Genomic DNA, 26,860 nt, shown 5'->3' with positions numbered 1-26,860 from the left:
ACACCTCCGCGTCGCCGACGCCCACCCCCAGGCATCCGCTTTCACACGGTCCACACCCATATTTCGCCAGAAAAGCGCCCCGGCGTAACCCAAGGTCGTCAGCCTTTCGCTGCTGCCTCGCCCACCCCTCCGGCGAGGAGAACCCCTCGTGAAAGGCCATGCGACCGTGCCCAAGCTGTCGGCCTGGTCCAGGGTCGCCGTCGTCCTGTCGATCGCCGCCGGAGCCGCCTGGCTCCCGCGCGCCGCGCTGGCCGAGACCCGGATCGTGAACGTGCCCTACACCTGTGCCGGCAAGGGCGCCGAACTCGACGTCACCCTGGAGGCCCCCGCCCAGGCGCTGCCCGGGACCACGATCACCGTGGTGTGGTCGGTGACAAACGGCCTGCCCAACGCGGGCGAGACCCCCGCCGCCCCGGGCACCGAGATCGGCTCGTACGGCAGGCTCCGCCTGGACGGAGCGATCCGCGGCGAACTGGCCCCGATGACCGGCCGATCCGCGCTGACCGCGTCGATCGACCCCGGCCAGCCCATCGCCGTACCCCCCATGACGGGCTACATGACCATCCCGACCAACCTCCCGACCGGCTCCAGCGTGACGATCATGCCAGGGGACTTCCAGCTGGAACTGCCCGGCACCGGGAAGATCACCTGTGTCACCGAGATAGCCCAGGGCACCAAGCTCCAGGTCACCGCCGCGTCCAGCCCGTCGCCGTCCCCGACGCCGAGCCTGACGCCGACGCCCACCCCGAGCCCGTCGGCCACCCCGACGCCGTCGCCGAGCCCGTCGGCCAGCCCCTCGCCGTCCCCGTCGCCGCGCACCACGGTCACCGTCTCCGTGACGGAGGAGCCGCAGGTCATGCTCACCCCGCTCGGCGGCGCTGCGACCGGCGAGGAGAGCCCGGCCCAGCGCTCCGCGCTCGGCCTCTTCCTGATCGTTTTCGGTACCGCGAGCGCGGCCCTCATCGGCTGCCTGATCTGGAGGCGAGCGTGAACGACGGGACCATGAACGAGGGGAGCACCCCCATGGTCGCCCAGCGACCCGGGTGGCTCACCCGAATCCTCGGTGAACCTGGTGATCCTGGCCCCCGGCTGATGGGGCCGGTCCGCCTGCTCCTGCTCATCGGGACCGCGGCGGCGGTGGTCACCGCGCTGACCGGCGTGGTGCTGGTGGCCACCGAACCCAGCGAGTCATCGGTACGCCGCTCGCTGGGCGTAGTGAACCCGCCCGGACCGGCGGGCGTGCTGGCCTTCCCCAACGAGGTCGGCCCCGGCGGCCCGGGAGCGGTGCTCACGGCGGCCGTCGAAGGCGCGCCACCCCCGCAGCCCGCGGGGCAGCCCGCCGGGCCAATGGGCAAGGCCGGCCCGACCCGCCTGGTCATCCCGGACATCCGGGTGGACGCCCCGCTCCGCCCGGTCGGGGTGACCGAACGCCGGGAGATCGAGGTCCCGCCGCTGTCGGCCCGCAACCTGGCCGGCTGGTTCAAGTACGGCCCCACCCCCGGGGAACTCGGACCGGCTGTCATCGTCGGCCACGTCAACTCCCGGTCGGGACCGGCGGTCTTCCAGCGCCTCCGCGAAGTCACCCGCGGCCAGACCATCAAGATCGGTCGCGCCGACGGCTCGGTCGCCGTATTCACCGTGGACGGCGTGGAACAGGTGTCCAAATCGGCGTTCCCGACCGCGCGCGTTTATGGCAACACCGCCTATCCGGCGCTCCGTCTGATCACCTGTGGCGGGGTGTACAACAGAAAAACACACAGTTACACCGATAATCTCATCGTCTACGCCACGCTTACTTCTGTGTCATCTACTTAATGTAGCCAACTGTTCTGATCTCGGTTCCCCGGTAATTCGGTTTCTCTTTGGTGGTTTTTGATGATGAGGGTGGCGCATAAACGACTGGCGGCCCTGGGATTCGCGCAGATCGCTCTTGGCGCGGCCCTGGCCATGGGCGCACTGGCGGCGACCGCCCCGGACGCCCCGGCGGCCCGGCACGTGACGGCGGGCACGCTGACCATCGGCCTGCGGGCCCTCGCCGACCCCGGCGCGGAGCACGTGCTGGTGGAGGGCGGCGCGGAGCTGACCCCGGAGGGGGGAGTGCGCTTCCACGCGGCGGACGGCGCCTTCGACCCGCACACCGGCGACGCCGAGGTGGACTACGAGGGCACGGTCCGCTTCGTCGCCGGCGACAAGACGGTGGTGATCAGCCAACCGCACCTGCGGATCGACGGCAGGAACGCCGTGGTACGCGCCGACCGGGTGACCGTGGCGGCGAGCCCCAGCCCGTCGCCCGCCGACCCGGAGCCCGACCCCAGCCCGACGCCCTCACTGCTCACCAGCCCGCCGGTCGCCGCCGACCTGGTCCGGCTCACCATGGAGGCCCCCCAGGTCACCGGCCTGACCGTACGCTGGACGGGCACCGCGGCGGCGGCCACCCCGTCACCCAGCGCCGACCCGACCGCGACCTCCGGCCACTCGCCCAGCTCGACCCCTGAGCACGCCGCGGAAAACGAGGCGGAGCCCACCCCGAGCGCGAGCCCGGCGTCCCTGCTCACGGCACGGCTCGCCCAGGATCCCCCCGTCTCGGTGTTGCTCACGCTGAGCGCGGCCGCCCAGCCCAACGCGCAGCTGCTGCTCAGCGAGTCGGGCACGCCGTCCCCCTCGGCCAGCACCTCGGCGAGCGGCTCCACCAGCCCCAGCGCGAGCGCGAGCACCTCGGCCAGCTCCTCGGCCAGCCCCTCGCTCCTCCCCTGCCCGTCCCCGTCGGCGAGCCCCAGCGCGTCGGCGAGCGCCTCGGCCTCCGCGAGTGCGTCCGCCAGCGCTTCCGCCAGTGCCTCCGCCAGCGCGTCGGCCAGCGCCTCCCCGAACGAGGACGACGACGAGAGCCCGTCCCCGAGCCCCTCGGCCAGCCCGTCTCCCAGCTTCTCCCCGTGTATCTCCTCGTCGGCGTCCCCGTCCCGCTCGCACACGCCGTCCACCTCCTACTCCAACACCAACACCAACACGCCGCCCGCCAGCGGCGGCAACAGCCCCACCCCGAGCAAGTCCCCTTCCACCGTCTACGAGACCTACACCGCCCCCGTCCCCGGCGGCGGCGGTGGCGACGACCCGGAACTGGCCAAGACCGGTGACGGTTTCGTCGCACCGCTGGCCATGCTGGGTCTCTTCCTGGTGATCGGCGGCGCGTTCACCCTCCGGGTGGCCAGGCGCGGCGGGTACGCCCTGGGTGAGCTCTGACGGTGGTCACCGATCAGGCGGCCCGGCCGTACCAGGACGAGGACGACGACGATTCCTGGGAGCCGCCGTCCCGGCGGCTGTCCAGGGGGGCCGGCGAGCTGATGCTCACCCTCGGCCTGGTGGCGCTGCTGTTCGCCGCCTACGCCGTATACGGCAAGGCATGGCAGATCGAGGCGGAACAGGCCCAGGTGGAAGCCCGCCTGGACCACACCTGGGCGGCCCCTCCCGGCGAGGCGGCCGCCCCGGTCCCCGGCCAGCCGCTGGCCCGCCTGCACATCCCCCGGCTGCACAGGAAGTGGGCGGTGGTCGAGGGCGTGACCCAGGCCGACCTGCGAAAAGGCCCCGGCCACTACCCGCGTACCGCCCGCCCGGGGGAGATCGGCAACATGGCGGTGGCGGGCCACCGCATCCCCTCGGTCTTCTGGGACCTGGACCGGCTCAAGCCCGGCGACCCGATCGTCGCGGAGACCAGGAGCGCCTGGTTCGTCTACCGGGTCACCAGCCACCGCGAGGTGCTGCCGACCGCCGTCGAAGTGATCGCCCCCACCCCGGAGCGGCCGGACGCGCCCCCGGAGCGGGCGATGCTCACGCTGACCACCTGCAATCCCAAGCTGCAGAACTGGCAGCGCCTGGTGGTGTTCGCCGAGCTTGTCCGCGCCCAGGCCAAGACCGACGGACGCCCACCCGAGCTGAAGTAGGCGGGAAATCGTGTTCTATCCGTGGATCTGGGCGAAGCTGCCCGGCGGCCGGCTCGTCAAGGCCGTCTGCGCGCTCGGGCTGCTCGCCGCCGCCGTAGTACTCCTCTGGTACGTGGTCTTCCCGCTGGTGGACGCCTGGCTGGGCCTGGACGAGGTGACCGTGACGCCGTCACCTGACCAGCTGTAGGTAGAGCTCCTCGGTCAGGTCGGTGGCCCGGTCCCAGGAGTACCGGCGCAGGATGTCGTCCCGCCTGGCCAGCGCCGCGGCCCGCTCCCGGTCGAGGTCGCCGAGCACCTGGGTGAGCGCGTCCCGCAGCCCGGCCGGGTCGCCGGGTCGGAAGATGCGCCCGCCGGGCCCCTCGGTGGCGATGATCTCGCGGTGGCAGCCCAGGCCGCTGGCGATCAGGGGCACCCCGTGCGAGGCGGCCTCCAGCAGCGCCAGCGGCAGCCCCTCCAGGTGGGAGGGCTGCACGTAGGCGGCCGCGTGCCGGTAGAGCGCGGCCAGGTCGTCGCCGTACACGTAGCCGAGCAGGTGGATGCGGGGGTCACGGGCGGCCAGCTCGCGCAGGGTGGTGACGTACCCCTCGGTGAACGCCGAACCGCCGGCGACGGCCAGCGAAACATCCCCCGGCAGCCGGCTGAACGTGCGGAGCAGCAGGTCCACGGCCTTCTCCGGAACCAGACGGCCGACGAACAACACGTAGCCGCCGGGTTTCAGGCCGCGGGCCATCACAGGTTCCGGGCCGAGGTCGTCCGGCGGGCGCTCCACCCCGTTGGAGATGTACGTCGCCGAGTCGCCGTACGCGTCGGAGATCTCCCTGGACACCCCGATCACCGCGTTCGGCACCCGCTCGCTCATCCACCGCCCGGCCCGCAGCACCCGCTGCGCCAGCCCGCCCCACTTGGCCCGCAGGTCGTCCCAGCCGTGGATGGTCTGCACCACCCTGGCCCGGGTCAGGTAGCGCGGCACGGGCGCGAACAGCCCCGGGCCGAGGGCGTGGTAGTGCACGATGTCGTGGCGCCCGGCGGCGGCCAGGGTCGAGGTGAGGCTGTGGGTCAGCGCGTCCAGGTGTTTGGTGCCGAGGGTGGGCAGGTGGCGCAGGCGCATGCCGTCGAGCTGGTCGAGCCGCTCGCCGGTGTAGTTGGCGCGGCAGAACACGGTGACTTCGTGGCCGCGGGCCGCCAGGCGCCGGCCGAGCTGGGCGACGTGGTGTTCGATGCCGCCGAAGGTGGCGGGCAGGCCGCGCTGGCCGATCATCGCGATGCGGAGCGCACGGCCGGGGCGCCCCGTGGTGGTCGTTGATGTTGAGGTCTCTACGGCACGCATCTGGACGCCCCTATATGACAACGCATGAACGCGCTTCCGGGCTGGACGCTAAGGAATTGCCGTCTGAGCGAAAAGGGGCGGCGCGGGTATTCCCGCACTCTTAACCACCGGTTGGTCTCTTCGTCCCGCCGCCGGGCGGGGACCCCATTCGTTTACCCTGAATTCATTTTCAGGAGCGGCCCCGTTTCGACTTTGCACACTGATTCATAAGCTAATCCCCAGGTATAAATATCAGACCCAATGGATATAGCAATACTCATGACCTGGCGGGGGTCTGATGAAACCGTCCTCGACCACCCCTCTCTTTATTACCGGGATGTTGCTGGCCTCCGTGCTGGCGGCGCAGCCCGCGGCGGCGGCGGCGCCCGCCGTCGCGATGAGCGAACCGGCCGCGGGGGCCTTCGTGAAGCCCGGTCCGGTCGCGCTGCGCGGCACGGCCACCGACGACGTCGGCGTCGTCGAAGTCTGGCTCGGCATCCAGGACCGATCCACGCTGCTGTGGTGGCATCTCGACGGCACCTGGGGCGCGTTCGCCCGGGTCCCGGTCACCATCACCCCGGGGGTTTCCGCCGCTTGGGCGTACGACTGGACGCCGTCGGCCCCCGGCGACTACGGCGTGACCGTCTTCGCCAAGGACGCCGACGGCTCGATCACCTCGGCCTGGCGCTCGTTCACGGTCGACAACGTGCCACCGCACGCGGACTTCAACCAGCCGTCGATCAACGACGAGGTGTTCGGCGTCCGCCCGCTCACCTTCAGCGGCTGGGCCACCGACGACCGCAAGATCGGCGAGGTCGGCTTCGCGGTGAGCGACCGCGTCACCGGCCAGTGGTACCGGCCGGACGGCACCTTCGGTGACTACCACCGGTACCCGACCCAGCTCACCGCCACCGGCGAGAAGACCGCCAACTGGCAGTTCACCTGGACACCGCCGCGCGCGGGGCAGTTCTCCCTCCAGGTCGTGGTCCTCGACAAGGCGGGCAACCCCGACGCCGCCATTCCGTTCCGGCGGATCAACGTCGACAACACCCCGCCGCGCACCGTGATCGCCGCGCCCGCCGCGACCGACGTGAGCACCCCGCTCAACACCCCCGTCACGCTGAGCGGCAGCGCCACCGACGACTACGGGGTGAGTGGGCTCTGGCTCGCCGTACAGGACCAGACCACCCGTTCCTGGCTGCGGCCGGACGGCACCTGGGGCGCGTTCACCCGGGTGGAACTCCCGGTGGACCGTCCCGGGTCCCCGACCACCTCCTGGTCGTACACCTTCCAGCCGCCGGCGCTGGGGGCGTTCGTGGTGCAGATCGCCGCGATCGACCGGGTGGGACTGGTGGACCAGGACAAGCCATGGCGAGTGGTGACGGCCGTGGCACCGCCCACGCCCACCCCGTCGCCCACCCCCACCCAGACGCCCACGCCGACACCGACTTCGAAGCCCACCCCGAAGCCCGCGCCTACTCCGACGGTGACCTACAAGCTCAAGCCGGTCTGCGCCTGGGTCTACCAACGATCGAAATGGCAGTGGGTGTGCAAGTAAGTCCCGCGTCGCCCGTCGTCCTGCACATCGCCGGGACCGGACGGAGCGGCAGCACCCTCTTCGGTAGCCTGCTCGGCCAGCTCGACGACTGTTTCGACGCGGGCGAGCTCGGCTACCTGTGGGACCGCGGCCTGCGCCAGGAAGGCAGGTGCGGCTGCGGCAGCCAGGTCAGGACCTGTCCGGTCTGGCGGGAGATCCTGCGAGAGGTCTTCGGCCCCGGCGGCCCCGGCGAACAGGACGTGGCGCGCCTGGCGCGTTTCCACAGCGCCACCTCCCGGGGCCGCGACGTGGCCGCGCTCTGGCTGCGCGGCCGCCTCCCGGCCGAACCCCCGGAGTACCGGGAGATCCTGGCCCGGCTGATCCACGCCGCCGCGGCCGTCTCCGGCCGCCGCGTCATCGTCGACTCCACCAAACCCGTCGCGTACGGCCGGCTGCTCGACGAGCTCCCCGGTGTCGAGCTCCGCGTGCTCCACCTGGTCCGCGACCCCAGGGCGGTGGCCTGGTCCTGGCGCCGCGAGAAGACCGGCACAGGACCGGACGCCATGCGCACCCGCCCGGTGCTCACCACGTCGATCATGTGGAACCTCGGCAACCTGGCGGCCAGGGGCAGCTGGGCGGGCGACCCCGGCCGGTACCTGCTCGTCCGCTACGAGGACCTCATCGAGGACCCGGCCAGGTGGCTGCGCGCCGCCGCCGCGCTGGCCGGGATCACCGATCCCGAACTCCCGCTGATCGGAGATTCGACGGTCAAGATGAGCCCCACCCACACCGTGGCCGGCAACGTCGGCCGCCACCAGAGCGGCGAGGTCGAACTCCGTCTCGACGACGAGTGGTCCCACGCGCTCCCCCGCCGGGACCGGGCCCTGGTCGAGTACGCCACCTACCCGGTCCGCACCTGGTACGGCTACGGGAGGGCCCGGTGAACCGCGCACTCCGCACGGCCGCCCTCGCACTGGCCCTGCTCGGCACGGCCTGCGCGACCACCACCCCCGAACCTCCGCGCCCGTCCCCGAAGGTCGCCGGGAGCAACCCGTTCGGCCTGAAGTGGGACGGCTACCAGCACCCGCCCCGGTACGACGCCGACATCGGCGCGTACGCGGGCGGCGCCACCTTCCACGACATCGTCTGGTGCGCGGTCGAACCCGTGGCGGGCGCCCGCGACTGGACGCTGGACGACCGGGTGGTCACCGGCCTGCTCACCGTGCGCTACCACGTGATGATCCGGATCAGGATCGGCACCTGCTGGGCCACCGGCGACCCCGCCGACCCCAGACCCCGGGCCGCCGCCTCCCGCCCGCCCGCCGACCTAACCGCCTACCAGGCGTTCGTGGACGACCTGGTCCGCCGGTACGCGGCCATGGGCGTGCACCAGTACGCCATCGAGAACGAGATCGACGCGGCGAACTTCTGGGCGGACGACCCGGCGACGTACGCGAAGATCGGCCGCGCGGGCGCGCAGGCCGTGCGCCGCGCGGACCCCACCGCGACCGTCACCGACCCTGGCCTGTCCAGCTCCAGCTACGGCATCGCGGTGGCCCGCGCCTACGACCTCGGCGCCCGCCCGGCCGAAGCGCTGCGCCTCTACACCGCCTACTACGCCCGGCGCGGCACCGGCCGCTTCCCCGCCGCCCCCGACCTGGACGCGCTGCGCGCCGCCTTCGACTCCCCGGCCGGGCAGCGCACGCTGGCCGCCCACCAGGCAGTGCGAGAACTCGTCGAAGGCGGCGTCTTCGACGTCTACCAGCTGCACTACTACGACCCGTGGGCGCTGCTGCCCGAGGTCCTCGACTACGTGCGCCGCGGCCTGCCCGGCACCGTCAAGGTGGAGGCGTGGGAGGTCGGCACGTTCTGGCCGGGCCCCGACTACGACGAGCGCACCCACGGCGCGGAGACCGCCAAGCTGGTGGTCACCCTGCTGGCGGCGGGCGTGCGCCGGGTCGTGTACCTGCCGCTGTACTACCGTCCCGGCGCCATCGCGCCCAACGAGACCTGGCGCGGCCTGTACGGCGCCGACGACAGGGCGCGCCCGGCCAAGACGGTGTTCGACCAGCTCAGAGCGCACACCGCGACCGGCGAGTGGCGGCCACTCGGCAAGCGGGGGGTGGACGGCGGCGCGGTCGACCTGGGCGACCGCACCGTGTTCGTCGTGTGGAGCGTCGACGGCGCCGTGGTCCCGCTCGCCTTCGGCGAGCCGGTGGGCGCGGCCGAGGTCGTCGCGCTGCCCTCGGGGGAGCCCAGGATCTGGGGGTCGGGACCGCTCCAAGTGGGGCCCGATCCGTTGCTCGTCACCCTGCCCACCCCCTTCGACCGCGCCAAGCGGTGGCTGGAGTCCCCATGAGTCTCACCCTGGCCGGGCCCACGCGTGCGGGCGCCGGCTGGACCGCCGTCTTCGTGGCGGCGGCCGTGCTCGCCGTCTACAGCGGCATCGCCTTCGCCTCGGGGGAGTCGAGGGCGACCGTGGTCATCCCGGTGGCCGTCGCGCTCAGCCTGGCGCTCGGCGTCGTCGCGCTGACCCGGTTCTACGTCTTCGTCCTCATCGTGCTCGGGGTGCGGGCCAGCCTCGACGCCACCAAGCTCGCCGGGTCCATCAGTCCCTCCGGTGGCGGGGAGACCGCCGCCAGCTGGCTCGACCCGTCCTCCATGCTGGGCGCGCTCTTCCTGGTGGCGGGGCTGGCCTGGCTGGTCGCCCAGGGCCGCCGGACGGCGGGGGCGTCCCAGCCCCTGCTTCCGGTCGCCGCCGGCGCGTTCCTGGTGGCCTGCCTGCTCAGCACGCTGGGCTCGCTCTACCTGAACACCAGCCTGGGGGAGGTGGTCCGGATCGGCGCCGTGCTCATCATGATCTTCGTGGTGGCCCGGCTGGTGGCCGAGGACCCGGCCCGCCTGCCGGGCCTGCTGGTCGCGGTCTTCGCCGCCGCCGTGCTGCCGGCGCTGGTCACCATCCAGCAGTTGCTGACCGGGGAGGGGCTGGTCGAGCTGAACGGCTCGCTCCGCCCGCACGGCACCTTCTGGCACCCGAACGCGCTGGGTATGTTCTGCTACGTGCTGATCGTCGCCGGAGTGGCGATCTTCCCACATGTGGCGACGCGGGCCAGGATCGGCATCGCGGCGGTGCTGGCGCTGACCGGCGTGGCGCTGCTGGGCAGCGGCGCGCGCGGGGCCATGATCGCGGCGCTGGCCGGTCTGGTGGTGGTCGGGCTGCTGCAGAACCGGCGGCTGCTGCTCGGGCTGTTCGCGCTGGTGGTGGCGGTGGTGATCGCGGTGCCCGGCGTGGTGGCCCGGTTCGCCGACCTGACCGAGACCCGGACCGAGGGCGGCCTGGAGGCCAACTCGCTGGTCTGGCGCTTCGACCACTGGGGGCAGGCGCTCGACCTGCTCGGGCTCAACCCGATCACCGGCACCGGTCTCGGCACCACCCGGCTGCTCATCTACAAGGAGGTGCACAACGACTACCTGCGCGCCCTGGTGGAGAGCGGGCTGCTCGGCCTGGTCACCTACCTGGGGCTGCTGGCCGCGCTGGTGGTCACCGCCTATCGCGCGCTCCGCGCCACCCGTCCCGACGGCGGGCTTGAACGGGGGTGCGCGGTGGCGTTCGCCGGGTGCACGGCCGCGCTGCTGGTCTCCGCGATCTCCGACAACGCCATGACCTCTGTGGTGGTCATGTGGTACTTCGCGGTGTTCGCCGGGATCGCCTTGTGGCGCGGCGGGTCGGTGACCAGATGAGGATCCTGCACGTCAACAAGTTCCTGTACCGCCGGGGCGGGGCGGAGTCGTACATGCTGGACCTGGCCGAGCTCCAGGCCAGGCGGGGCGACCAGGTGGCCTTCTTCGGCATGGCCCACCCCGAGAACCTGCCCACCGGCCACGACCGCTATTTCCCGAAATTTCTGGACATGAATCCGATGCCGCGGGGGCCCATCTCCAAGCTGCGCGGGGTTGGGCGCATGGTCTGGTCGACCAGCGCGCGGCGTGGGATGGCCAAGCTGGTGGCGGAGTTCCAGCCGGACGTCGCCCACCTGCACAACATCTACCACCAGCTCTCCCCGTCGGTGGTGGCCGCGCTCCGCGACGCCGGGGTGCCGATGGTCATGACGCTGCACGACTACAAGCTGGCCTGCCCGTCCTACTCCTTCCTGGACCACGGCCAGATCTGCACCGCCTGCGTGGACGGCGGTCTGGGTGAGCCGATCCGCCGCCGGTGCAAGGACGACTCGCTGGCCGCCAGCCTGGCCGTGGCCACCGAGACCTGGCTGCACCGCAGGTTCGGCGCCTACGACCCGGTCAACGTCTTCATCAGCCCCAGCAAGTTCCTGGCCGGCCAGCTGACCAGGGCCGGGATCTACGCCGACCGGCTCCAGGTGCTGGACAACTTCGGCGACCCGTACGCCACCACACCCAAGACCGAGCCGGGTGGACCGCTCCTGTACGCCGGGCGGCTCCACCAGGGCAAGGGCGTGGACACCGCCATCCGCGCGGTCGGCCTGCTCGGCGCCCAGGGCCGCCTGGTCGTCGCCGGGGACGGCCCGGAGCGGCGGGCCCTGGAGACGCTGGCCGAGCAGGTCGCCCCCGGCCGGGTCACCTTCGTCGGACGGCAGCCCCGCGAGGCGGTGCTGGACCTGATGCGCTCGGCCATCGCCCTGGTGCTGCCCTCCCGCTGGTACGAGAACCAGCCGATGACCATCCTGGAGGCGTTCTCCTGCGGCGTCCCGGTGATCGGCACCTCCATGGGCGGCATCCCCGAGCTGGTCACCGACGGCGCGACCGGCCGCCTGATCGCGGCCGACGTGCCGATGGAACTGGCCTCCGCCGCGCTGGCCCTGATCCGCGACCCGAAGGGCGCGCTGGCGATGGGCCAGGCCGCGCGCTCCCTGGCCATGCGCAGGTTCCTGCCGGAAGGGCACACCAACCGCCTGCGCGAGTTCTACCTGGAGGCGGCCAGGCTCACCCGCAACCGGCAGGCCGAGAAGGCGTCATGAGCATCGATCAGGCCCCCGACCTGGGGCGGCGGATCCGCCAGCGGTTCATCGGCCGCCCCGACTCGGTCAACACCAAGCTGCGCACCCGCCGCTTCAACCTGCTGCTTGAGCGCTTCCCCGACCTGCCGGACATGGAGGTGATCGACCTCGGCGGCTCGGTCCGCACCTGGACCAGGGCCCCGGCCCGGCCGGCCCACGTGCACCTGCTCAACATCGAGCCGCCGGTGGACGAGCCGCCCGACTGGATCACCGTGCAGCTCGGGGACGCCTGCGAGCTGCCGTCCAACCTGGCCGGCCGCACCTTCGACCTGGTCTTCTCCAACTCGGTGATCGAGCACGTGGGCGGCCACGAACGCCGGCTGCGGTTCGCCGAGAGCGTGCACCGGCTGGCGGAGCGGCACTGGGTGCAGGCGCCGTACCAGTACTTCCCGCTGGAGCCGCACTGGCTGTTCCCGATGTTCCAGTTCCTGCCGCTGCCGGTGCAGATCGCCATCGCCGCGAGGTGGCCGCTGTCCGGGGGAGTACGGCCGCGGACCCGGGCGGAGGCGCTGCCGAAGGTGCTGGAGATCGAGCTGATGACCCGAACCCTGATGCGTTATTACTTTCCCGGCTCCGAGCATCTCTCCGAGCGACTCTTCGGGCTCAGAAAATCGCTCATCGCGGTCCGCGACTAGTTGGCCGGGGCGTGCGGCAGGACCTCGACGATACCGACGGGGTCCTTTTCCGCATCCAGTTTGTAGGCGAAAGTCCCGGCGGTTTCGAAGGTGTGCGTGAATACCTCGCCGGGTTTCAGCGCGCCCGACGGCGGGGTCCCGTCGATCAGCTTCACGGTCACCGGGGTGCCCGACTCGTTCCGCCAGGAGACCTCCTCGCCGACACCCGAGACCAGTCGTCGCGGCACCACTCCGTCGCCGGTTATCCGCACTTCATGGCCGAAGGCGGCCTCGCGGTTGACGGTGGTCTCCGTGGGGGTGGGCTCGGGGGTTTTGGTGGCGCAGGCGGTCGCGACGGCGAGAGCCGTACCGACGACCAAGAGCTTTCTCATGGCATGGCAGTGTCGGCAGTGCAGGTGCCCGGGGGGCTGCCAGGAAATGCCATAACGGTAAACAGACCCCAAAAAGCAACATCAATCCGGTAGTTCCGAAATGTCGCCTAGAAGTCGGGTATCCGTTTCCCTATCCGTCGTTTCGGGTTTGTTGGCTATGGGCGGATCGCTGAACAATATCAACGGGTGTCAGTATGGCCCGAGAGGATAGAGGGTTCCATGTCCACCGAAATCCAGCCAGGCACCCAGGGGCGGTTCCGCCGCCTGGCCCGGCGTGTCGGCGCCGTGGCGGTCGCCGCGGCCACCGTGACCGCGCTCGCCACCCCCGCCGCCCTGGCGGCGCTGCCGGACTTCGCCGACGGCAAGATGAACAGCGTCATCCGTGGGTCGGGTTCCGACACCACCTTCTTCGCCATGCAGGCCATGGACGCGCTGTTCAACGGCTCGCCCGGCTGCGAGATGGTGGTGCCTCCTGCGACGCCGCAGTACACCTGCCTGGCGACCCAGCCCGCCACCACCGTGTTGACCGAGAACTACGACCACGAGGTGGCCATCAGCCAGTTCCCGCAGGGGTCCTCTGCCGGTCTGCGCCAGCTCTGCCAGCAGAACGACGGGCTGGCCGGGGTGTCTCCGGTCAGCTACGCGCGCTCCTCGTCCTCGGTCAGCAGCATCCCCTCCCAGTGCAACGCCGGGGACCAGCTCCAGTACGTCGGCTGGGCCAAGGACGCCATCGGCATCGTCAAGTGGAGCGGCGGCGCCTCCGGTCCGGTGACCAACCTGACCCACGCGCAGCTCCAGGAGATCTTCCGGGACGTGTCCGGCAACGGTTGCCAGGAGGACTGGGGCAACTACGGCGGCACCCCCGGCGTCAAGATCATCGTGAACGGCATCCAGACCAGCTCGGGCACCTACGCCACCATCAGCTCCTTCCTCGGCGGTGACGCCAACGCGTGCGTCGCGGCCACCGGTGGCCAGGTCCTGTTCGAGAACGACTGCACCGACATCAACAACCTGCTGCCGGCCGCCCGGGGCGCCTCGCTCTGGCCGATCTCCTTCGGCAAGTGGTCCACCGGTGCCGCCGCCTGCAGCCTGACCGACACCGCTCTGCTCAACGTGGGTGGCATCGCGCCCACCCCGACCACCATCCAGAACGGCACCTACCAGTACAACCGCACGCTGTACAACGTGCTGCGCCGCGGCGGCCCCGGCTGGATCGAGGGCTACGTCGGCATCAACGGCTGGATCTGCAAGCCGAACGCGCTGCACAGCAAGAAGAACGGCGACACCAACCCTGGCCAGGCCAACGGGAACGTTGACCGCAACTGGGGCCTGGCGGTCGACAAGGTCATCACGGACGCGGGCTTCGTCAAGGTCAACCCGACCGGCAACAAGTGCAACTCCGTGAACTTCAACTAAGGCCGATCGGCTGAAGCCGATTGATCGAAGCCGGGCCCGGCGCGCCACGCCGGGCCCGGCTACCCCTGTTCGTGCCCTGTCCGTGAGGAGACCCTGTGCTGAGCTTCGTCGTGGGCACCGGCCGGTGCGGTTCCACGCTGGTCCACGAGGTGCTGGCCCGCCACCCCGACGTCGGCTTCGTCTCCAACCTGGACGACCGCTACCCCCGCCTCCCCGGCGCGCTCCGCCGTCGCAGCGGCGTGCTCTACCGCCGTACCCCGCCCCGGTTCACCACCAAGGGACGGCTCCGCTTCGCGCCCTCCGAGGGCTACCGCGCCCTGGCCAGGGAGGTCGGCCCGCTGCTCGTGGACCCCGAGCGGGACCTGCGCGCCGCCGATGTCACCCCGTGGCTGGCCGCCCGTCTCCGCGCGTTCTTCGAGAGCCGCGCCACCGCCGAGGGGGCACCGCACTACCTGCACAAGTTCACCGGCTGGCCACGCACCGGACTGCTGCGCGCGGTCTTCCCCGAGGCCAAGGTCCTGCACGTGGTCAGGGACGGCCGCGCCGTGGCCAACTCGTTCCTCCAGATGCCCTGGTGGCGCGGCCACCTCGGCCCGTCCGGCTGGCACTTCGGCCCGCTGCCCGCCGCGTACGCCCAGGAGTGGGAGGCCGCCGGACGCTCCCAGGTACTGCTGGCCGGCCTGGCCTGGAAACTCCTGCTGGACGCCTACGACGAGGCCGGCTCAGGCGACTGGCTGGAGATCAGGTACGAGGACGTGCTGGACAACCCCCGCAAACAGTTCGAGGTCATGCTGGAGTTCCTCGGCCTGCCCTGGACCCCCGCCTTCGAGCGCGGCTTCGCCCGCCACTCCTTCTCCGGCTCCCGGGCGGACGCCTACACCCGCGATCTCACCCGCGACCAGCTCAGCCTGCTGACGGGCGCGCTCCGAGGCCATCTGGAAGCCCGGGGCTATCCGATCTGACCCGGAGCACCCGGGCGGGCACCCCGCCCACCACAGCGCCGGGCGGCACGTCCCGGGTGACCACGGCCCCGGCGGCCACGATCGCCCCCCGGCCGATCCGCACCCCGCGCAGCACGGTGGCCCCGTGGCCGATCCACACGTCGTCCTCGATGACCACGCCGGCCGTCTCGATGCCCTGCCAGAGCATGGGCGTGTCCGCGGGCCCGGCCCGGTGGTCGGTGTCCCGGATGGACACCGCCTGCGCGATCATCACGTCCGCCCCGACCAGCACCGCGTCGTTGACGCCGATCACCGACAGGCTCCCCACGAAGGAGCGCGCCCCCAGCGTGAACCGCCCGCCGCCCTGGATGATCACCGACCCCTCCAGGTGGGCGCGCGGCCCCAGCTCGACCCGGAGCATGTCCGCCCGGAGCCGGCCGTCCCTGAACCAGAACGGCCGCAGTTTGACCGGCCCCCAGACGCTGCTGGTCGCGTGCATGCGCACGAACGGCGCGTACCGCACCCGGAACAGCAGCGTCCAGCAGCCGATGCCGACCAGCCGCCAGGCCCGGTACCAGCGCCGGACCAGCGCCAGGTACACGCTCAGACCACCCGCGAGGGCAGCCGGTGCGCCGCCGTGGTGTCGCCGGCGTCGAGAGCGTCCCGGCCGTCCTGGTCGTCGCGGTCGTCCCGGTGGTCGCCGCGCCGCCGGGGGCTGAGCATCTCGCGCAGGCCCACCACCACGATGGCCAGCAGCGCGCCGACACCCGCGCCCATGGCCCCGGCCCGGAGCATCACCGGGCCCTTGGGAATCGCCTCCGCCTCGGTGGTCAGCGGCACGATGGAGGCCCGCGCCTGGGCCAGCCGCGCCTCGGTCTCGCGGAGCTTGGCGGTGGTGTCGATGAGCGACCGGTTGGCCTGGTCGGCCCGGTTCTGCAGCATCATGAACGGCACCACCTCCGCGGCGATGGCCTTCTGCTCGGCCTCCCGCTCGCGCAGCGCCCGCGCGATCACCCCGCGCCGCCGGTTGCCGTTGGGGGCGATCAGCTCGGTCTTCAGCCGGGTGATCTCGCCGATCAGCACCCGGTACCGGTCTGGCACCAGGCCGTCGCTCGCCATCGCGTCGGAGACCGCCTTGGCCCGCTCGTCGGCGGCGGCCTGCGCGCCGTCCACGTTGGCCTTGGCCCGCTCGATGTTGGGGCCGAGCAACTCGTTGGCGGCGGTGGCCGCGGCCACGCTGGTCACCTTGGGGACCACCGCCTGGTCCTTGCCGGTGAACACGACCTGGACCACGTTGCCGCGCTCCTTGTCCTCCGACGGCCGTTCGGTGCTCAGCCCGGCCCGGAGCTCGGCCACGTCCACGCCGGTGTCCCTGGACACCGCGTTGACCACCGAGGGCGAGTTGATCAGGCTGCGGAAGGTGGCCACGCTCTGCTCCGCGGTGGCCGCGCTGGCCGTGTCGGAGGGGGCGGGGATCTGCAGTTCGGTGATGTGCCGGTATTCGGTGGGCTGGATCATCGCCCAGCTCAGGCCACCGGCCGCCGCGACCACCGGGACCAGGATGAGCGGCGCCAGGATCCTGCGGTGCCGCCGGCCGTATTCGTTGAGTTCCATGGGGGTTCCTTGCAGAGAAGGTGGAGGGTTGAGGAGAGACCGGAACTGGACGATCCACAGGACCAGCCCGACGAGGTGGGCGAGCCCCAGACCGAGGACGGCGCCCGCCGCCCCCGCCAAGTAGGCCCCCGCCACGCTTGACGCGACGTAGAGCGGCACCAGCAGCAGCCGGACCCCCGCGCTGCGCCGGGCGTCGCCGAGCGCGCGCAGCCCGACCACCGGACCGGTGATCGCGGCGATGCCGGTGTAGAGCAGGGCCTGGGCGAGCAGCACCTCTTCGGCGATGGACCAGCTCTGCCCGACCAGCGCGCGGCCCCAGCCGTCCGGGACCAGCAGGATCACCGCCGAATAGCCGAGCGAGAGCACCACCAGCAGCCCCGACTGCACGGCCACCGCCGTCCGCAGCGCCGCCGCCGACCGCCGGTACGCACCGACCGCCTGTGGGATGGCCACCAGGTACCCCGCCTGGAGCACCACGTTCAGCCCGCCGAAGAGCACCTCGGCCGCCCGGATCGCGGCCAGCGCGGGCAGCCCGCCCACCCAGCCGACCGCCAGCAGGGTCAGGTTCCGCCCCCCGGCCCGGGCCACGAAGTCCACCGTGTACCCGGGCAGCAGGTCCCGGTGCTCCCGCAGCCACCGCCCGGCCCGCCACGGCGCCGGCGCCACCCCGGCCTGTACGGCTCCCGCCACGCAGGCCACCAGCGCCGACACCCCCCAGGCGGCCACGAACCAGCCGACCTGGCCCAGCCCGGCCACCAGCACCCCGCCCACGCAGAGCACCTGCGCCCCCGCCCAGACCAGGTCGTTGACGATGGCCTGCCCCGGCCGCCCGGCGGCCAGGAAGACGAACCGCCAGGCGTCCTTGAGCAGCAGCGCGGGCAGCGCGAGACCGAGCGGCACCACCGCCTCGGCGATCGCCCCGCCCACGGCCAGTGCCACCGCCGCCATGCCCAGCCCACCGGCCAGACCGATCAGGACGGCCATCCCGGTGGACCCCCGCGCGCCGTCCCGGTGCGCCTGCGGCGGCAGGTGGCTGTACCTGACCAGCAGCGGCTCACTGGCCACCGCCCGCGACAGCCCCACCGCGACCAGATAGAGCGTGTACGCCACCGCGAACGCGCCCAGCGTCCACGGATCCACCTGGCGGGCCACCACGATGGTCAGCGCCACGTTGGTGGCGCTCGCGACCGCCTGGTCGGCGAACCCCGCCAGCGACTTGATCGCGTTACCGGCCCCGGCCATGAGCACGCCTCAGTACGTCGAGGGGATCAGCCGGGCCAGCGCCTCGAACCAGAGCAGTCCGACGGCCAGCAGCGGCGGCGTCGTGATCAGGTACGCGGAGGCGCGCCGCCAGATGCGGTAGAGGTGGATCGTCCCCGCCAGCAGGGCCAGCAGCAGCCCGCCCCAGCCGAGCGCGGCCCCCCAGGCGCTGGTGTCCCGACCCAGCCCGAGTTCGTCGGACTTGGGCTGGGAGGGGTCCACGGTCTTCAGCGAGGCCGGCTGACCGTCCAGCCGGGAGACCACCGCCAGCCGCCCGCCGGAACCGGCGTCCTCGGACGTGGTCAGCAGGGTCAGCCGGTTGACGAAGGTCTCCTGGCCGAGGAAGTCGTCGCGGCCGGTCCCGGCCTGCTCCACCAGCTCGACGGTGAAGGTGAACTGGCCTTCCTGCGTGGTGGCCACGATCTTGTCCCCGGCGGCCATCTCGCCCAGGCGGCTGAACGGGCTGCCGTACAGGTTGCGGTGCCCCGCCAGTACGGCGTTGCCCGACTGCCCCGGCATCGGGCTGGGCCGGTAGTGGCCCACCGCCGCCCGCAGTTCGGCGGTGCCGGTGCCCTGCACGATCACCTCGCGCAGGCCGAGTTTGGGGATCTCCAGCAGGGCGATCGGCTTGCCGCGCTCGGGGATGGCGGTGAGGTCCCGGTCGGTGGCCTGGGGGGCGGCGGCGATCGTGGCGGCGGCGGTCAGGTCGTCGTTGAGCGCGTCCAGCATGATGCGCTGGTTGCGCTCGTACATCAGGTGGCCGAACCAGGACGCGTAGAAGGTGAAGGCGATCAGCAGCACGCCCATGATGCCGACCGCGTTGAGGGCGGCCTTGCCCGCGCGGCGCGCCTCGGGCGGAAGCGCGTCTATCCGCTCGGACAACTTCCGCCGCGTCTTGACCGGCGGCGCCCCGACCCCCGGGAAGGGCACCGCCATCGGGGACGCCATCATGGGCCCCATCCCGGGTCCCATGGGAGGCGTCATTCCGGGACCCATAGGGGGTGCCATCCCGGGACCCGTGGGAGGTGCCATCGTGGGCCCCATGGGGGGTGCCATTGTGGGGCTGGTGGGCGGTGTCATCGTGGGCCCCGTTTGGGGACCCACGGGTGGTGCCATCTGGGGGGCCATCATCGGCTGGGTCAGCTGGTACGGCATGAGCGGTTGCGCCGGTGCCATCACGAACTGGCCGGGCGCCACCTGGACCCAGGAGGCCGTCCCCACCGCCGGATACGGATAGGGCGCGGGGGCAGGAGCCCCGCCCAGCCGGAGCAGCGCGCTGTCGTACCGGCTGCGCAGGCTGGTGGTGCGCTCGCGCAGGGACTCGTCGTTCCGGGGCGCGGCCAGTTCCAGCTGGCCGAGCAGTACCGAGGCCGAGCCCGCGATCACCAGCGCGTTGGCGTGCTCGTGCGGGGCCAGGCCGCTGGCGGCGCGGTCGACGGTGGCCTCCAGGCGTTCGATCGTGCGAACCGCCGTCTCCACCGCCGCCGTCAGCGCGGGGTCGCCGGCGCTCATGCCGGGGTGCCCGTGGCCGGTGCCTGCATGGGCTGCGTGGCCTGCATGGGCTGGGCCGCCTGGGTCGCCTGCTCGGTCTGCGGGGTCTGCGGGGTCTGCGGGTCCGACTTATGGCGGGTCTGGAGCGTCTGCCAGTACAGGTAGCCCCGCCAGGACCCGCCCACCATGACGCCGAGCAGCCCGAGCAGGAGCAGTACCGGCAGCGGCAGCACGGCCGCGCCCGCCGGGATCGTGCCCCCGCGCACCGAACTGCCGTCGTCGGTGAGGCTGACCGGCGCTTCGGAATTCGTGGCGGTCGGCAGGGGCTCCTGGCTCGCGCCCGGATCCGCGGCTGCAGGGTCGGACGGCACATTCCCCGGATCCTCGGCGACCGGCTGGTTGCCGCCCGAGTCCCCCGAGCCGCCCGAGTTCCCTGAGCCTCCGCCGCTGCTCCCGCTGTCTCCACTGTTCCCTCGGGCGGCGTCGTCCCGTGCCCCCAGATCGGAGGACGCGGCGGGGAGCCGAGTGGAGGCGGTCGGGCTGGGCGTGACGGTGACGCGCACGGTCACCGGCTTCGGCGACTCCCCGGCGATGATGTCGGCGTCGTTGATCGGCGCCTGCCGCTCGCCGGTCTCCTGAAGAGGCCCGCCACCGCCGCCGTTCCCGTTGCCGTTCCCATTCCCGTTCTCCTGGGGATTGTCGTTGTTCCCGGGTGGCGGCGTACTGGACGTGGTCGGGCTGGGCGACGGTGAGGGCGAGGGGGTGGTCGCGTCGGTGGCCGCCTCCAGGTCCGCGGCGATGGCCAGCGTCCGCGCCCGCAACGCCTGCGGCAGGGCGGCCCCGCCCAGCGCGGTCACCTGGGCCTGCGCCGAGTCGCCCACCACGTACCTGAGGAACCCGGCGATCGCCTTCCGCTTGCCCGCGGGCAGCGAGTTGGTGCCGTTGGCGTTGTTGGCCGGGATGGCCAGGTAGTGGACCATCGGCATCGGGTACGCCCCGGTCGCGGTCGTCCCGTCGAAGCGGGGCACCTTGATGCCGTTCGGGCGTTCCGTCATCAGACCGAACCCGGCCAGGATGGAGGCCGCGTCCGGAGACACGTACTTGCCGGCCGCGTTCTTCAGCGGCGACACGCCCAGCGCGAAGCCGCGGTTGGCCAGCGCGGTCACCTCGGTGATGTCCACGTAGCCGAAGCCGCCGGTCTCGCCGCGGACCCGGGTGGCGTTGGGGTCGTCGTCCTTGACCGTGCCGTACCGGCTGGCGATCCGCTCGCTGGCCTCCCAGCCGTAGATGTAGCCGCTGTAGCCGGGGTAGACCGGCACCAGGCGGGTGCTGCCCGCCGGGGTCTCGAAGAGCTTGTCGTACTGCTCGGAGGTGAGGTTGGCGCCCATCCACCGGGACAGCAGCTGGCTCTGGCCGGACAGGCCGATCCGTACGCCGCGGTTGACGGTCTTCTTGGGCGGCAGCTCGCAGCCGCGGTTGTGGGTGGAGAGCAGGGTCGGGCGGGTGGGCATGCCGAGCCAGCCCCAGCTGGGCACGTGGGTGGCGGTCTCGCCGGAGTCGCCGTTGAGCATGCGGGCCACCGTGTCGGCGTCCATCCGGGCGTCCCGGACGATCGCCCCGGCGTACTCGGCGCTGTTGGCGATGGCCAGCGCGGTCAGCGAGACCGGCGCGTACACCACCTTGGGTGCGATCTCGGGGCTGTCCCTGGTCTCCAGCTCGTCGAAGGGCACGCTGGTGACGGTGAAGTCGGCGCCGCGCGCGAAGTTGCTGTCGAACCCGGCCTTGAGGCTGGCGGGGCCCGACTCCGAGGTGGAACGGGTGACCGAGACGTCCACGTGCTGGGGGAGCTGGAGCGCGGCCTCCGTCCACTGCTCCATCACCGCCGCGATGTTGCTGCTCCCGGAGAGGCTCACCGGGTCGCCCAGGCGGGGCGTGGTGGGCGGGTCGGGCAGCGGCGGATCGCTCGGCTTGGGCACCGGCGGAGGTTCCAGCGGCGGGACGTGCGTGTTGATCGGAGCCCCGGCGGCGTCGTTCTTGAAACGGAGCAGGCCGCTGATCGCGGCGACCGCCGTACCGGAGGGGTCGCCAGGGCCGGTGGCGCGGGTGCGCACGGTCGGCGGGGCGGTCTCGGGAGACAGGTCGAGCGGCTGGCTCCACTCGCACTCGCTGACCACGATGGCGCAGGTGGTCTCCTGCGGCCGGCCCTTGTTCTGCCCGTTGCACGGGAACGCCAGGTTGGCGGCGCGCCCGCCGTTCTCCCACTCGGAGACCACGCTGGGGTCGATGATGCCCACCCGGACCGGGAAGCTCACCGAGCCGGTGCCGTCGGGGCCGGTCACGCCGCGTACCCGGGTCTGGTGGGCGCAGCCCTTGCGGTCGTCCCAGACCGGCAGCTGGCCGGTGATCGTGTAGTACATCCGGGACGGGTTGATGCACTGGGTCAGCATGACCGGACTGTTCGGGGCGTAGTTCCGCCACCGGACCGTCACCAGCTGGTTGGGCTCAAGGTCCACTTCCGCGCCGTCAGCCCGGACGCCCCCGGTCGGAGCGGTCCAGACCTCCACGGCCGGAAGTTCCGCGGCCACGCTTGCGCTGGTCGGTTTCGGCGGGGAAAGAGTCAGCAGGGCCGCGGCGATCGCGATCGTCCCCACGGCCGCGATGGTCCTGCGTGACGCTCGTAACACGATGCTCTCCACTGGAAAATGGCATTAACCCCCCAAAAGGAAAGCGGTCGACCGGTTCCCCGGCAATGGCGCCGGGGCCCGCACATGAGTGTTCACTGGCACGTCGCGCCATGGACATGCCCCGCCCGCCGGAATTCACCTGACCTCGGAATTCGCCACGACTGGCAATTGCCGCGCCGGTTTTCGTTAACCCGGGATTGGTAGTTCGGACAGCTCGCCATGGCGACACTTCCGTCTGTCACATGCCCGCGAAAGGGAGCCCCTGCGACGGGCGTCCCCGTTAGAGGGGAAGCCCCGCGAAGGGAAGCACGGTGGAAGCGAAAGACTCCGAGGGACAGACCGGCCTGGCCGCCCTCGGCCTGGGAGAGGCACCCGAGGAGACGCCGGAGGAGGGTCCGCGCCGGATCGAGGCGAGGCTCAGTCCCAGCGACCGCCTCTACCGCGTGGTGGCCTCCGGGGGCGCCGGGATCACGCTGCTGATCATCGTGCTCATCGGCATCTTCCTGTTCCTGGAGGCGCTGCCCGCGTTCCAGACCGCCGGGTTCGGCTTCTTCACCACCCAGCGCTGGGACCCCGACGCGGCCACCCCCGAGTTCGGCGTCGCCGCCATGATGTTCGGCACCGCCGTCACCGCGGTGGTGGCCATGCTGGTGACCGTGCCGCTGGCCATCGCCACCGCGGTGTTCATCAACGAGTACGCCCCCCGCGCCGCGCGCGCCGCGCTCACCTCGCTGGTCGACCTGATGGCCGCCATCCCCAGCCTCATCTTCGCGCTCTGGGGGCTGTTCTTCCTGGTGCCGTGGCTCCAGCCGATCGAGGGCTGGCTGGTCGAGCAGCTGGGCGGCACCCTGCCGTTCATGCGGGCCATCGCCACCGGCTCCTCGCTCTTCAACGCCGGCCTGGTGGTCGCGCTGATGTGCATCCCGATCACCACCTCGATCATCCGCGAGGTGCTCTCCCAGGCCCCCCGGCACGAGTGCGAGGGCGCGCTGGCCCTCGGCGGCACCCGGTGGGGCATGATCACCACGGTCATCCTGCCGTTCGGGCGGACCGGCATCATCGGCGGCGCCATGCTCGGCCTGGGCCGGGCGCTCGGCGAGACCATCGCGGCCACGCTGATCCTCAACATCCGGTTCGAGATCAAGCCGCAGATCCTGGAGACCGGTGGCATCACCGTGGCCAGCGGCATCGCGGTCGAGTTCTTCGACGCCCAGAAACTGGGCCTGAGCGCGCTGATGGCGGCCGGGCTCTCGCTCTTCGTGGTGACCATCGTGATCAACCTGCTGGCCGCCGTGGTGGTCGAGCGCGCGAAGGCGGCGTGATGGCCACCACCCGCGCTCTCGACGCCAAGCCCGCCCCGAAGCCCGACCAGCCGGCGGACGCGGCCCGGCAGGTGCCGCGCCGCCGCCCCCGGGCCTGGCGCTGGGCCGACATCGGGGAGTTCGCCGGTTCCGCCGCCTCCGCGCTGCTGCTCACCTGGCTGATCTTCGACCGGCTGCTCCCGTTCCGGATCCAGGGCGTGGCCTTCGTGGTGGGCTGGTACGTGCTGACCCTGCCCGTCTACTGGCTGGTCGTCAGGGACGGCCACGGCCCGGTCGCCGCCAAGGACCGGCTGGCCACCGTCCTGATCGCCTCCGGCGCCGCGCTGGCCCTCTCGCCGATCTTCCTGGTGGTCGGGTACGTGACCGTCCGCGGCCTGGCCGTGGTCGACTTCGGCTTCCTGACCGAGACCATGGAGCTGACCGGCCCGCTCTCGGAGGCCACCGACGGCGGCCTGCTGCACTCGCTGGTCGGCACCCTGGAGCAGCTCGGCATCGCCACCCTGATCGCGGTGCCGCTCGGTGTGCTCACCGCGGTCTACCTGAGCGAGATCGCCGGCCCGCTGGCCCGGCCCACCCGGCTGGTGGCCGACGCGATGACCGCGCTGCCGTCCATCGTGGCGGGGCTGTTCATCTACTCGCTCGTGGTGATCCGTACCGGGTGGGGGTTCTCCGGGTTCGCCGGGAGCCTGGCGCTGACCATCCTGATGCTGCCCACCGTGACCATCGCGGCCGAGCAGGTGCTCCGGGTGGTGCCGGGCAGCCTGCGGGAGGCGGCGCTGGCGCTGGGCTCGCCGTACTGGCGGAGCGTGCTGCTGGTGGTGCTGCCGACCGCGCGGGCGGGCCTGGCCACCGCGGTCATCCTCGGCATGGCCCGGGTGGTGGGGGAGACCGCGCCGGTGCTGCTCACCGTCGGCGGCACCAACATCCTCAACACCAACCCGTTCTCCGACTACCAGGACAACATCCCGCTTTTCGTGTTCAACCAGATCAGAAGCTCCAAACAAACCTTCGTCGACCGTGCCTGGGGCGGCGCGCTGCTCCTGCTCATCCTCGTGCTGGTGCTCTTCGTACTGGCGCGGCTGGCGGGCGGCGCGGGTCCCGGGGGCCGGAGCCGGCGCCGGAAGGGGACGGCGAAGTGACCGAAACGACCGCAGAAGTGACCGCAGTGGAGGAGTTCGCCCCCGTCGTGGAACCGGCGGGCGGCACGCTCCGCGGGGTCGGCGTGTCGGCCTGGTTCGGCGCCCGCAAGGTGCTGGAGAACGTGGACATCGACATGCGCGCCGGGGTGGTGACCGCGCTGATCGGCCCGTCCGGCTGCGGCAAGTCCACCTTCCTGCGCATCCTCAACCGCATGCACGAACTGGTGCCGATCGCCACCCTGGCCGGCAGCGTGCTGCTGGACGGCGACGACATCTACGGCACCGCGCTGCCCATCACCGAGATACGGCGGCGCATCGGCATGGTCTTCCAGAAGCCCAACCCGTTCCCGGCCATGACCATCGGCGACAACGTGCTGGCGGGCCTGAAACTGACCGGCCGCAAGGTCCCCAACCGCGAACAGCTCATCGAGGAGAGCCTCCGCCGCGCCGGCCTCTGGAACGAGGTACGCAACCGGCTCGGCGCCCCCGCGGGCGGCCTGTCCGGCGGCCAGCAGCAGCGCCTGTGCATCGCCCGCTCCCTGGCGGTCCGGCCGGACGTCCTGCTCATGGACGAGCCCTGCTCAGCCCTGGACCCGACCTCCACCCGCCGCATCGAGGAAACCATCCTCGAACTCAAAGACCAGCTCACCATCGTGATCGTCACCCACAACATGCAACAGGCGCAGCGGGTCTCCCAGCACTGCGCGTTCTTCCTGGCGGCCGAGGACGAGCCCGGACGGGTCGTCGAACAGGGCGACACCGACTTCATCTTCGGTTCCCCCAAGGACCCACGCACCGCCGACTACGTGAACGGGAGATTTGGTTGACTTCCTCCCCGCAGCCGAAGCTGGGGGATTCCAACCGTCGCCGGTTTGGATTCCTGCTTCCCCGGCGAGCGCATCCGGTTGCCCGGATGTCTGACCTCACCTCCACAGGCAGACACCGCTCGACCAGCGGCCAGAATGTTCTTGGCGGCGTTGACGTCCCGGTCATGCCGGGTGCCGCAGCCCGGACACGACCAGTGCCGGGTGGAGAGGCTCAGTTCGGCGAGCAGGTGCCCGCACGCGCTGCATGTCTTGGAGCTGGGGTACCAGCGGTCGATCACGACCAGGTGACGGCCGTACCTGGTGGTCTTGTACTCCAGTTGGCGGCGGAACTCACCCCACCCACAGCCGGAGATCGCCCTGGCCAGGGACCGGTTGCGGAGCATACCCCTGACGTTGAGGTCTTCGATCACGATCAGGTCGTGGTCGCGGACCAGCCGGGTACTGGTCTTGTGCAGGAAATCCCGCCGGGCCTCACGGATCTTGGTGTGGGCACGGGCGACCTTCGCCTTCGCCTTGGCCCGGTTGTTCGACCCCTTCGTCTTGCGGGCCATGCGGCGCTGGTAACGGGCCAGGTTCTTCGCCCTGCGCTCCAGGTGGCGCGGGTTGGCGATCTTCTCCCCTGTGGACAAGACGGCGAAGTCGGTCACACCGAGGTCGATGCCGACCGCCGCCCCCGCCGCCGGGAGCGACTCGGGGTACTCAGGGCTGGTCTCGGTCTCCACGGCCAGGGAGACGTACCAGCGGCCGTCCGGGTCGCGGGAGATCGTCACCGTCGTCGGAGTGAAGCCGGCCGGGTCCACCTCTGGCCAGGACCACACGAACTCCAGCGGTGCGTCCATTTTCGCCAGGTACAGGTGTCCGTCGCGCCAGCGGAATCCCGATCGTGTGTATTCGGCCGACTGGCGGCCGCGCCGGGATTTGAACCTCGGGTAGCGGGCGCGTTTGGCGAAGAAGTTGGCGAAGGCGCGCTGCTGGGTGCGCAGCACCTGCTGCAACGGCACCGAGGACACCTCGTTCAGCCAGGCGAACTCCTCGGTCCGCTTGAGCTGGGTGAGGAAGGCGTTGGCCTGCGGCATGTTGGTGGAGGTCTGCTCCTCGTGCCAGCGGCGGTGTCGCCAGGCGAGCGTCTGGTTCCACACCACGCGCACACAACCGAAGGTGCGGTTCAGCACCGCGGCTTGTTCGGGGGTCGGGTAGGCCCGGCACTTGTACGCCGTTCGCACCGTCGAGATCTTAGCGGGAACAGCCGCACTGGCTTAGCGTTATTCCGCCTTTACGGCGGGTTGATGTCCGTTGCGCCGCTACGCGGCGGGCTCGCTTTCCTCCTCAGGGCTGAAGCCCGTGGTCTC

General features: G+C 71.6%; 22 protein-coding genes and 1 pseudogene. 16 read left to right on the top strand and 7 right to left on the bottom strand.

Annotation, left to right across the window (positions count from 1 at the left end; all coding sequences use genetic code 11):
• The first annotated feature begins 148 nt into the window (after positions 1-148).
• The 5 genes from KIP79_RS05450 to KIP79_RS05430 all read left to right on the top strand — a co-directional run bounded on the left by KIP79_RS05450 (position 149) and on the right by KIP79_RS05430 (position 4,122).
• Positions 149-991: a hypothetical protein gene (locus KIP79_RS05450; RefSeq protein ID WP_214103552.1), complete on the top strand. Its 843-nt coding sequence runs from the start codon at positions 149-151 to the stop codon at positions 989-991.
• Positions 988-1,815, top strand: a complete 828-nt coding sequence (locus KIP79_RS49210) for a class F sortase (protein ID WP_214103551.1) — start codon at positions 988-990, stop codon at positions 1,813-1,815. Before KIP79_RS05450 ends, KIP79_RS49210 begins: the two co-directional genes overlap by 4 nt.
• 69 nt (positions 1,816-1,884) lie before the next feature.
• Positions 1,885-3,237 (top strand): HtaA domain-containing protein, encoded by a 1,353-nt coding sequence (locus KIP79_RS05440; RefSeq protein WP_214103550.1) that lies wholly within the window; start codon positions 1,885-1,887, stop codon positions 3,235-3,237.
• A 2-nt stretch (positions 3,238-3,239) separates the two neighbouring features.
• Complete coding sequence (locus KIP79_RS05435; protein WP_214103549.1) at positions 3,240-3,935, top strand: class E sortase; 696 nt, start codon at positions 3,240-3,242, stop codon at positions 3,933-3,935.
• Between the two features lie 10 nt (positions 3,936-3,945).
• Positions 3,946-4,122 carry a hypothetical protein gene (locus KIP79_RS05430; RefSeq protein WP_214103548.1) on the top strand — a complete coding sequence of 59 codons (177 nt, stop codon included), beginning with the start codon at positions 3,946-3,948 and terminating at the stop codon, positions 4,120-4,122.
• Here KIP79_RS05430 and KIP79_RS05425 read toward each other — a convergent pair.
• Positions 4,105-5,262, bottom strand: a complete 1,158-nt coding sequence (locus KIP79_RS05425) for a glycosyltransferase family 4 protein (RefSeq protein ID WP_214103547.1) — start codon at positions 5,260-5,262, stop codon at positions 4,105-4,107. The two genes, KIP79_RS05430 and KIP79_RS05425, sit on opposite strands and share 18 nt — an antisense overlap.
• Before the next feature lie 316 nt (positions 5,263-5,578).
• Between KIP79_RS05425 and KIP79_RS05420 the strand changes: the two genes are divergently transcribed.
• From KIP79_RS05420 to KIP79_RS05395, 6 genes are read left to right on the top strand one after another with little or no spacing between them, the layout of a single operon-like run.
• Positions 5,579-6,799, top strand: a complete 1,221-nt coding sequence (locus tag KIP79_RS05420) for an Ig-like domain-containing protein (protein WP_214103546.1) — start codon at positions 5,579-5,581, stop codon at positions 6,797-6,799.
• Entirely contained in the window at positions 6,778-7,722 is a 945-nt protein-coding gene (locus KIP79_RS05415) for a sulfotransferase (protein ID WP_214103545.1), read from the top strand. Before KIP79_RS05420 ends, KIP79_RS05415 begins: the two co-directional genes overlap by 22 nt.
• Positions 7,719-9,137 carry a hypothetical protein gene (locus tag KIP79_RS05410; RefSeq protein WP_214103544.1) on the top strand — a complete coding sequence of 473 codons (1,419 nt, stop codon included), beginning with the start codon at positions 7,719-7,721 and terminating at the stop codon, positions 9,135-9,137. The genes KIP79_RS05415 and KIP79_RS05410 overlap by 4 nt, the downstream gene beginning before the upstream one ends.
• Complete coding sequence (locus tag KIP79_RS05405) at positions 9,134-10,519, top strand: O-antigen ligase family protein (protein ID WP_214103543.1); 1,386 nt, start codon at positions 9,134-9,136, stop codon at positions 10,517-10,519. Before KIP79_RS05410 ends, KIP79_RS05405 begins: the two co-directional genes overlap by 4 nt.
• Positions 10,516-11,772 (top strand): glycosyltransferase, encoded by a 1,257-nt coding sequence (locus KIP79_RS05400; RefSeq protein ID WP_214103542.1) that lies wholly within the window; start codon positions 10,516-10,518, stop codon positions 11,770-11,772. The genes KIP79_RS05405 and KIP79_RS05400 overlap by 4 nt, the downstream gene beginning before the upstream one ends.
• Complete coding sequence (locus KIP79_RS05395) at positions 11,769-12,446, top strand: class I SAM-dependent methyltransferase (protein WP_214103541.1); 678 nt, start codon at positions 11,769-11,771, stop codon at positions 12,444-12,446. The genes KIP79_RS05400 and KIP79_RS05395 overlap by 4 nt, the downstream gene beginning before the upstream one ends.
• On the opposite strand, the gene KIP79_RS05390 is transcribed toward KIP79_RS05395, so the two are convergent.
• A complete protein-coding gene (locus KIP79_RS05390; protein ID WP_214103540.1) occupies positions 12,443-12,817 on the bottom strand; it encodes a cupredoxin domain-containing protein in 375 nt (124 codons plus the stop codon). The genes KIP79_RS05395 and KIP79_RS05390 overlap by 4 nt on opposite strands.
• 219 nt (positions 12,818-13,036) lie before the next feature.
• On the opposite strand from KIP79_RS05390, the gene KIP79_RS05385 reads away from it, so the two are divergent.
• Both KIP79_RS05385 and KIP79_RS05380 read left to right on the top strand, forming a co-directional pair.
• Positions 13,037-14,233, top strand: a complete 1,197-nt coding sequence (locus KIP79_RS05385) for a type 2 periplasmic-binding domain-containing protein (RefSeq protein WP_214103539.1) — start codon at positions 13,037-13,039, stop codon at positions 14,231-14,233.
• A gap of 95 nt (positions 14,234-14,328) precedes the next feature.
• On the top strand, positions 14,329-15,195 hold the full coding sequence (locus tag KIP79_RS05380; RefSeq protein WP_214103538.1) for a sulfotransferase family protein: 867 nt from the start codon (positions 14,329-14,331) through the stop codon (positions 15,193-15,195).
• On the opposite strand, the pseudogene KIP79_RS49995 reads toward KIP79_RS05380, so the two are convergent.
• The 4 genes and pseudogenes from KIP79_RS49995 to KIP79_RS05360 all read right to left on the bottom strand — a co-directional run.
• Positions 15,137-15,349 (bottom strand): annotated as a pseudogene (locus tag KIP79_RS49995) (DapH/DapD/GlmU-related protein); the annotation flags it as partial. The gene KIP79_RS05380 and the pseudogene KIP79_RS49995 overlap by 59 nt on opposite strands.
• Before the next feature lie 428 nt (positions 15,350-15,777).
• A complete protein-coding gene (locus tag KIP79_RS05370) occupies positions 15,778-18,030 on the bottom strand; it encodes a hypothetical protein (protein ID WP_214103537.1) in 2,253 nt (750 codons plus the stop codon).
• 9 nt (positions 18,031-18,039) lie between these two features.
• Positions 18,040-19,560, bottom strand: coding sequence for a sortase (locus KIP79_RS05365; RefSeq protein WP_214103536.1), 1,521 nt, complete (start codon positions 19,558-19,560; stop codon positions 18,040-18,042).
• Entirely contained in the window at positions 19,557-22,223 is a 2,667-nt protein-coding gene (locus KIP79_RS05360; RefSeq protein WP_214103535.1) for a substrate-binding domain-containing protein, read from the bottom strand. Before KIP79_RS05360 ends, KIP79_RS05365 begins: the two co-directional genes overlap by 4 nt.
• Before the next feature lie 311 nt (positions 22,224-22,534).
• On the opposite strand from KIP79_RS05360, the gene pstC reads away from it, so the two are divergent.
• From pstC to KIP79_RS05345, 3 genes are read left to right on the top strand one after another with little or no spacing between them, the layout of a single operon-like run.
• Positions 22,535-23,545, top strand: coding sequence for a phosphate ABC transporter permease subunit PstC (gene pstC, locus KIP79_RS05355; protein WP_214103534.1), 1,011 nt, complete (start codon positions 22,535-22,537; stop codon positions 23,543-23,545).
• Positions 23,545-24,684, top strand: coding sequence for a phosphate ABC transporter permease PstA (gene pstA / locus KIP79_RS05350; RefSeq protein WP_214103533.1), 1,140 nt, complete (start codon positions 23,545-23,547; stop codon positions 24,682-24,684). Before pstC ends, pstA begins: the two co-directional genes overlap by 1 nt.
• Before the next feature lie 47 nt (positions 24,685-24,731).
• Positions 24,732-25,511: a phosphate ABC transporter ATP-binding protein gene (locus KIP79_RS05345; protein ID WP_372453530.1), complete on the top strand. Its 780-nt coding sequence runs from the start codon at positions 24,732-24,734 to the stop codon at positions 25,509-25,511.
• Here KIP79_RS05345 and KIP79_RS05340 read toward each other — a convergent pair.
• Entirely contained in the window at positions 25,487-26,734 is a 1,248-nt protein-coding gene (locus KIP79_RS05340; protein ID WP_214103532.1) for an RNA-guided endonuclease InsQ/TnpB family protein, read from the bottom strand. The genes KIP79_RS05345 and KIP79_RS05340 overlap by 25 nt on opposite strands.
• Positions 26,735-26,860 lie beyond the last annotated feature (126 nt).

This window comes from Acrocarpospora catenulata (genome assembly GCF_018476525.1).
In the GTDB taxonomy this organism is placed as follows: Bacteria; Actinomycetota; Actinomycetes; order Streptosporangiales; family Streptosporangiaceae; genus Acrocarpospora; species Acrocarpospora catenulata.
This window is presented reverse-complemented; position numbering and strand designations above follow the sequence as displayed.

What these genes read in the sequence shown, in the direction of transcription:
- KIP79_RS05365 (WP_214103536.1), bottom strand. Translation starts at nt 19,560, where the DNA reads ATGAGCGCCGGCGACCCCGCGCTGACGGCGGCGGTGGAGACGGCGGTT.
- KIP79_RS05425 (WP_214103547.1), bottom strand. Translation starts at nt 5,262, where the DNA reads ATGCGTGCCGTAGAGACCTCAACATCAACGACCACCACGGGGCGCCCC.
- KIP79_RS05390 (WP_214103540.1), bottom strand. Translation starts at nt 12,817, where the DNA reads ATGAGAAAGCTCTTGGTCGTCGGTACGGCTCTCGCCGTCGCGACCGCC.
- KIP79_RS05400 (WP_214103542.1), top strand. Translation starts at nt 10,516, where the DNA reads ATGAGGATCCTGCACGTCAACAAGTTCCTGTACCGCCGGGGCGGGGCG.
- KIP79_RS05370 (WP_214103537.1), bottom strand. Translation starts at nt 18,030, where the DNA reads ATGGCCGGGGCCGGTAACGCGATCAAGTCGCTGGCGGGGTTCGCCGAC.
- KIP79_RS05415 (WP_214103545.1), top strand. Translation starts at nt 6,778, where the DNA reads ATGGCAGTGGGTGTGCAAGTAAGTCCCGCGTCGCCCGTCGTCCTGCAC.
- KIP79_RS05385 (WP_214103539.1), top strand. Translation starts at nt 13,037, where the DNA reads ATGTCCACCGAAATCCAGCCAGGCACCCAGGGGCGGTTCCGCCGCCTG.
- KIP79_RS05405 (WP_214103543.1), top strand. Translation starts at nt 9,134, where the DNA reads ATGAGTCTCACCCTGGCCGGGCCCACGCGTGCGGGCGCCGGCTGGACC.
- KIP79_RS05395 (WP_214103541.1), top strand. Translation starts at nt 11,769, where the DNA reads ATGAGCATCGATCAGGCCCCCGACCTGGGGCGGCGGATCCGCCAGCGG.
- KIP79_RS05420 (WP_214103546.1), top strand. Translation starts at nt 5,579, where the DNA reads ATGTTGCTGGCCTCCGTGCTGGCGGCGCAGCCCGCGGCGGCGGCGGCG.
- pstA (WP_214103533.1), top strand. Translation starts at nt 23,545, where the DNA reads ATGGCCACCACCCGCGCTCTCGACGCCAAGCCCGCCCCGAAGCCCGAC.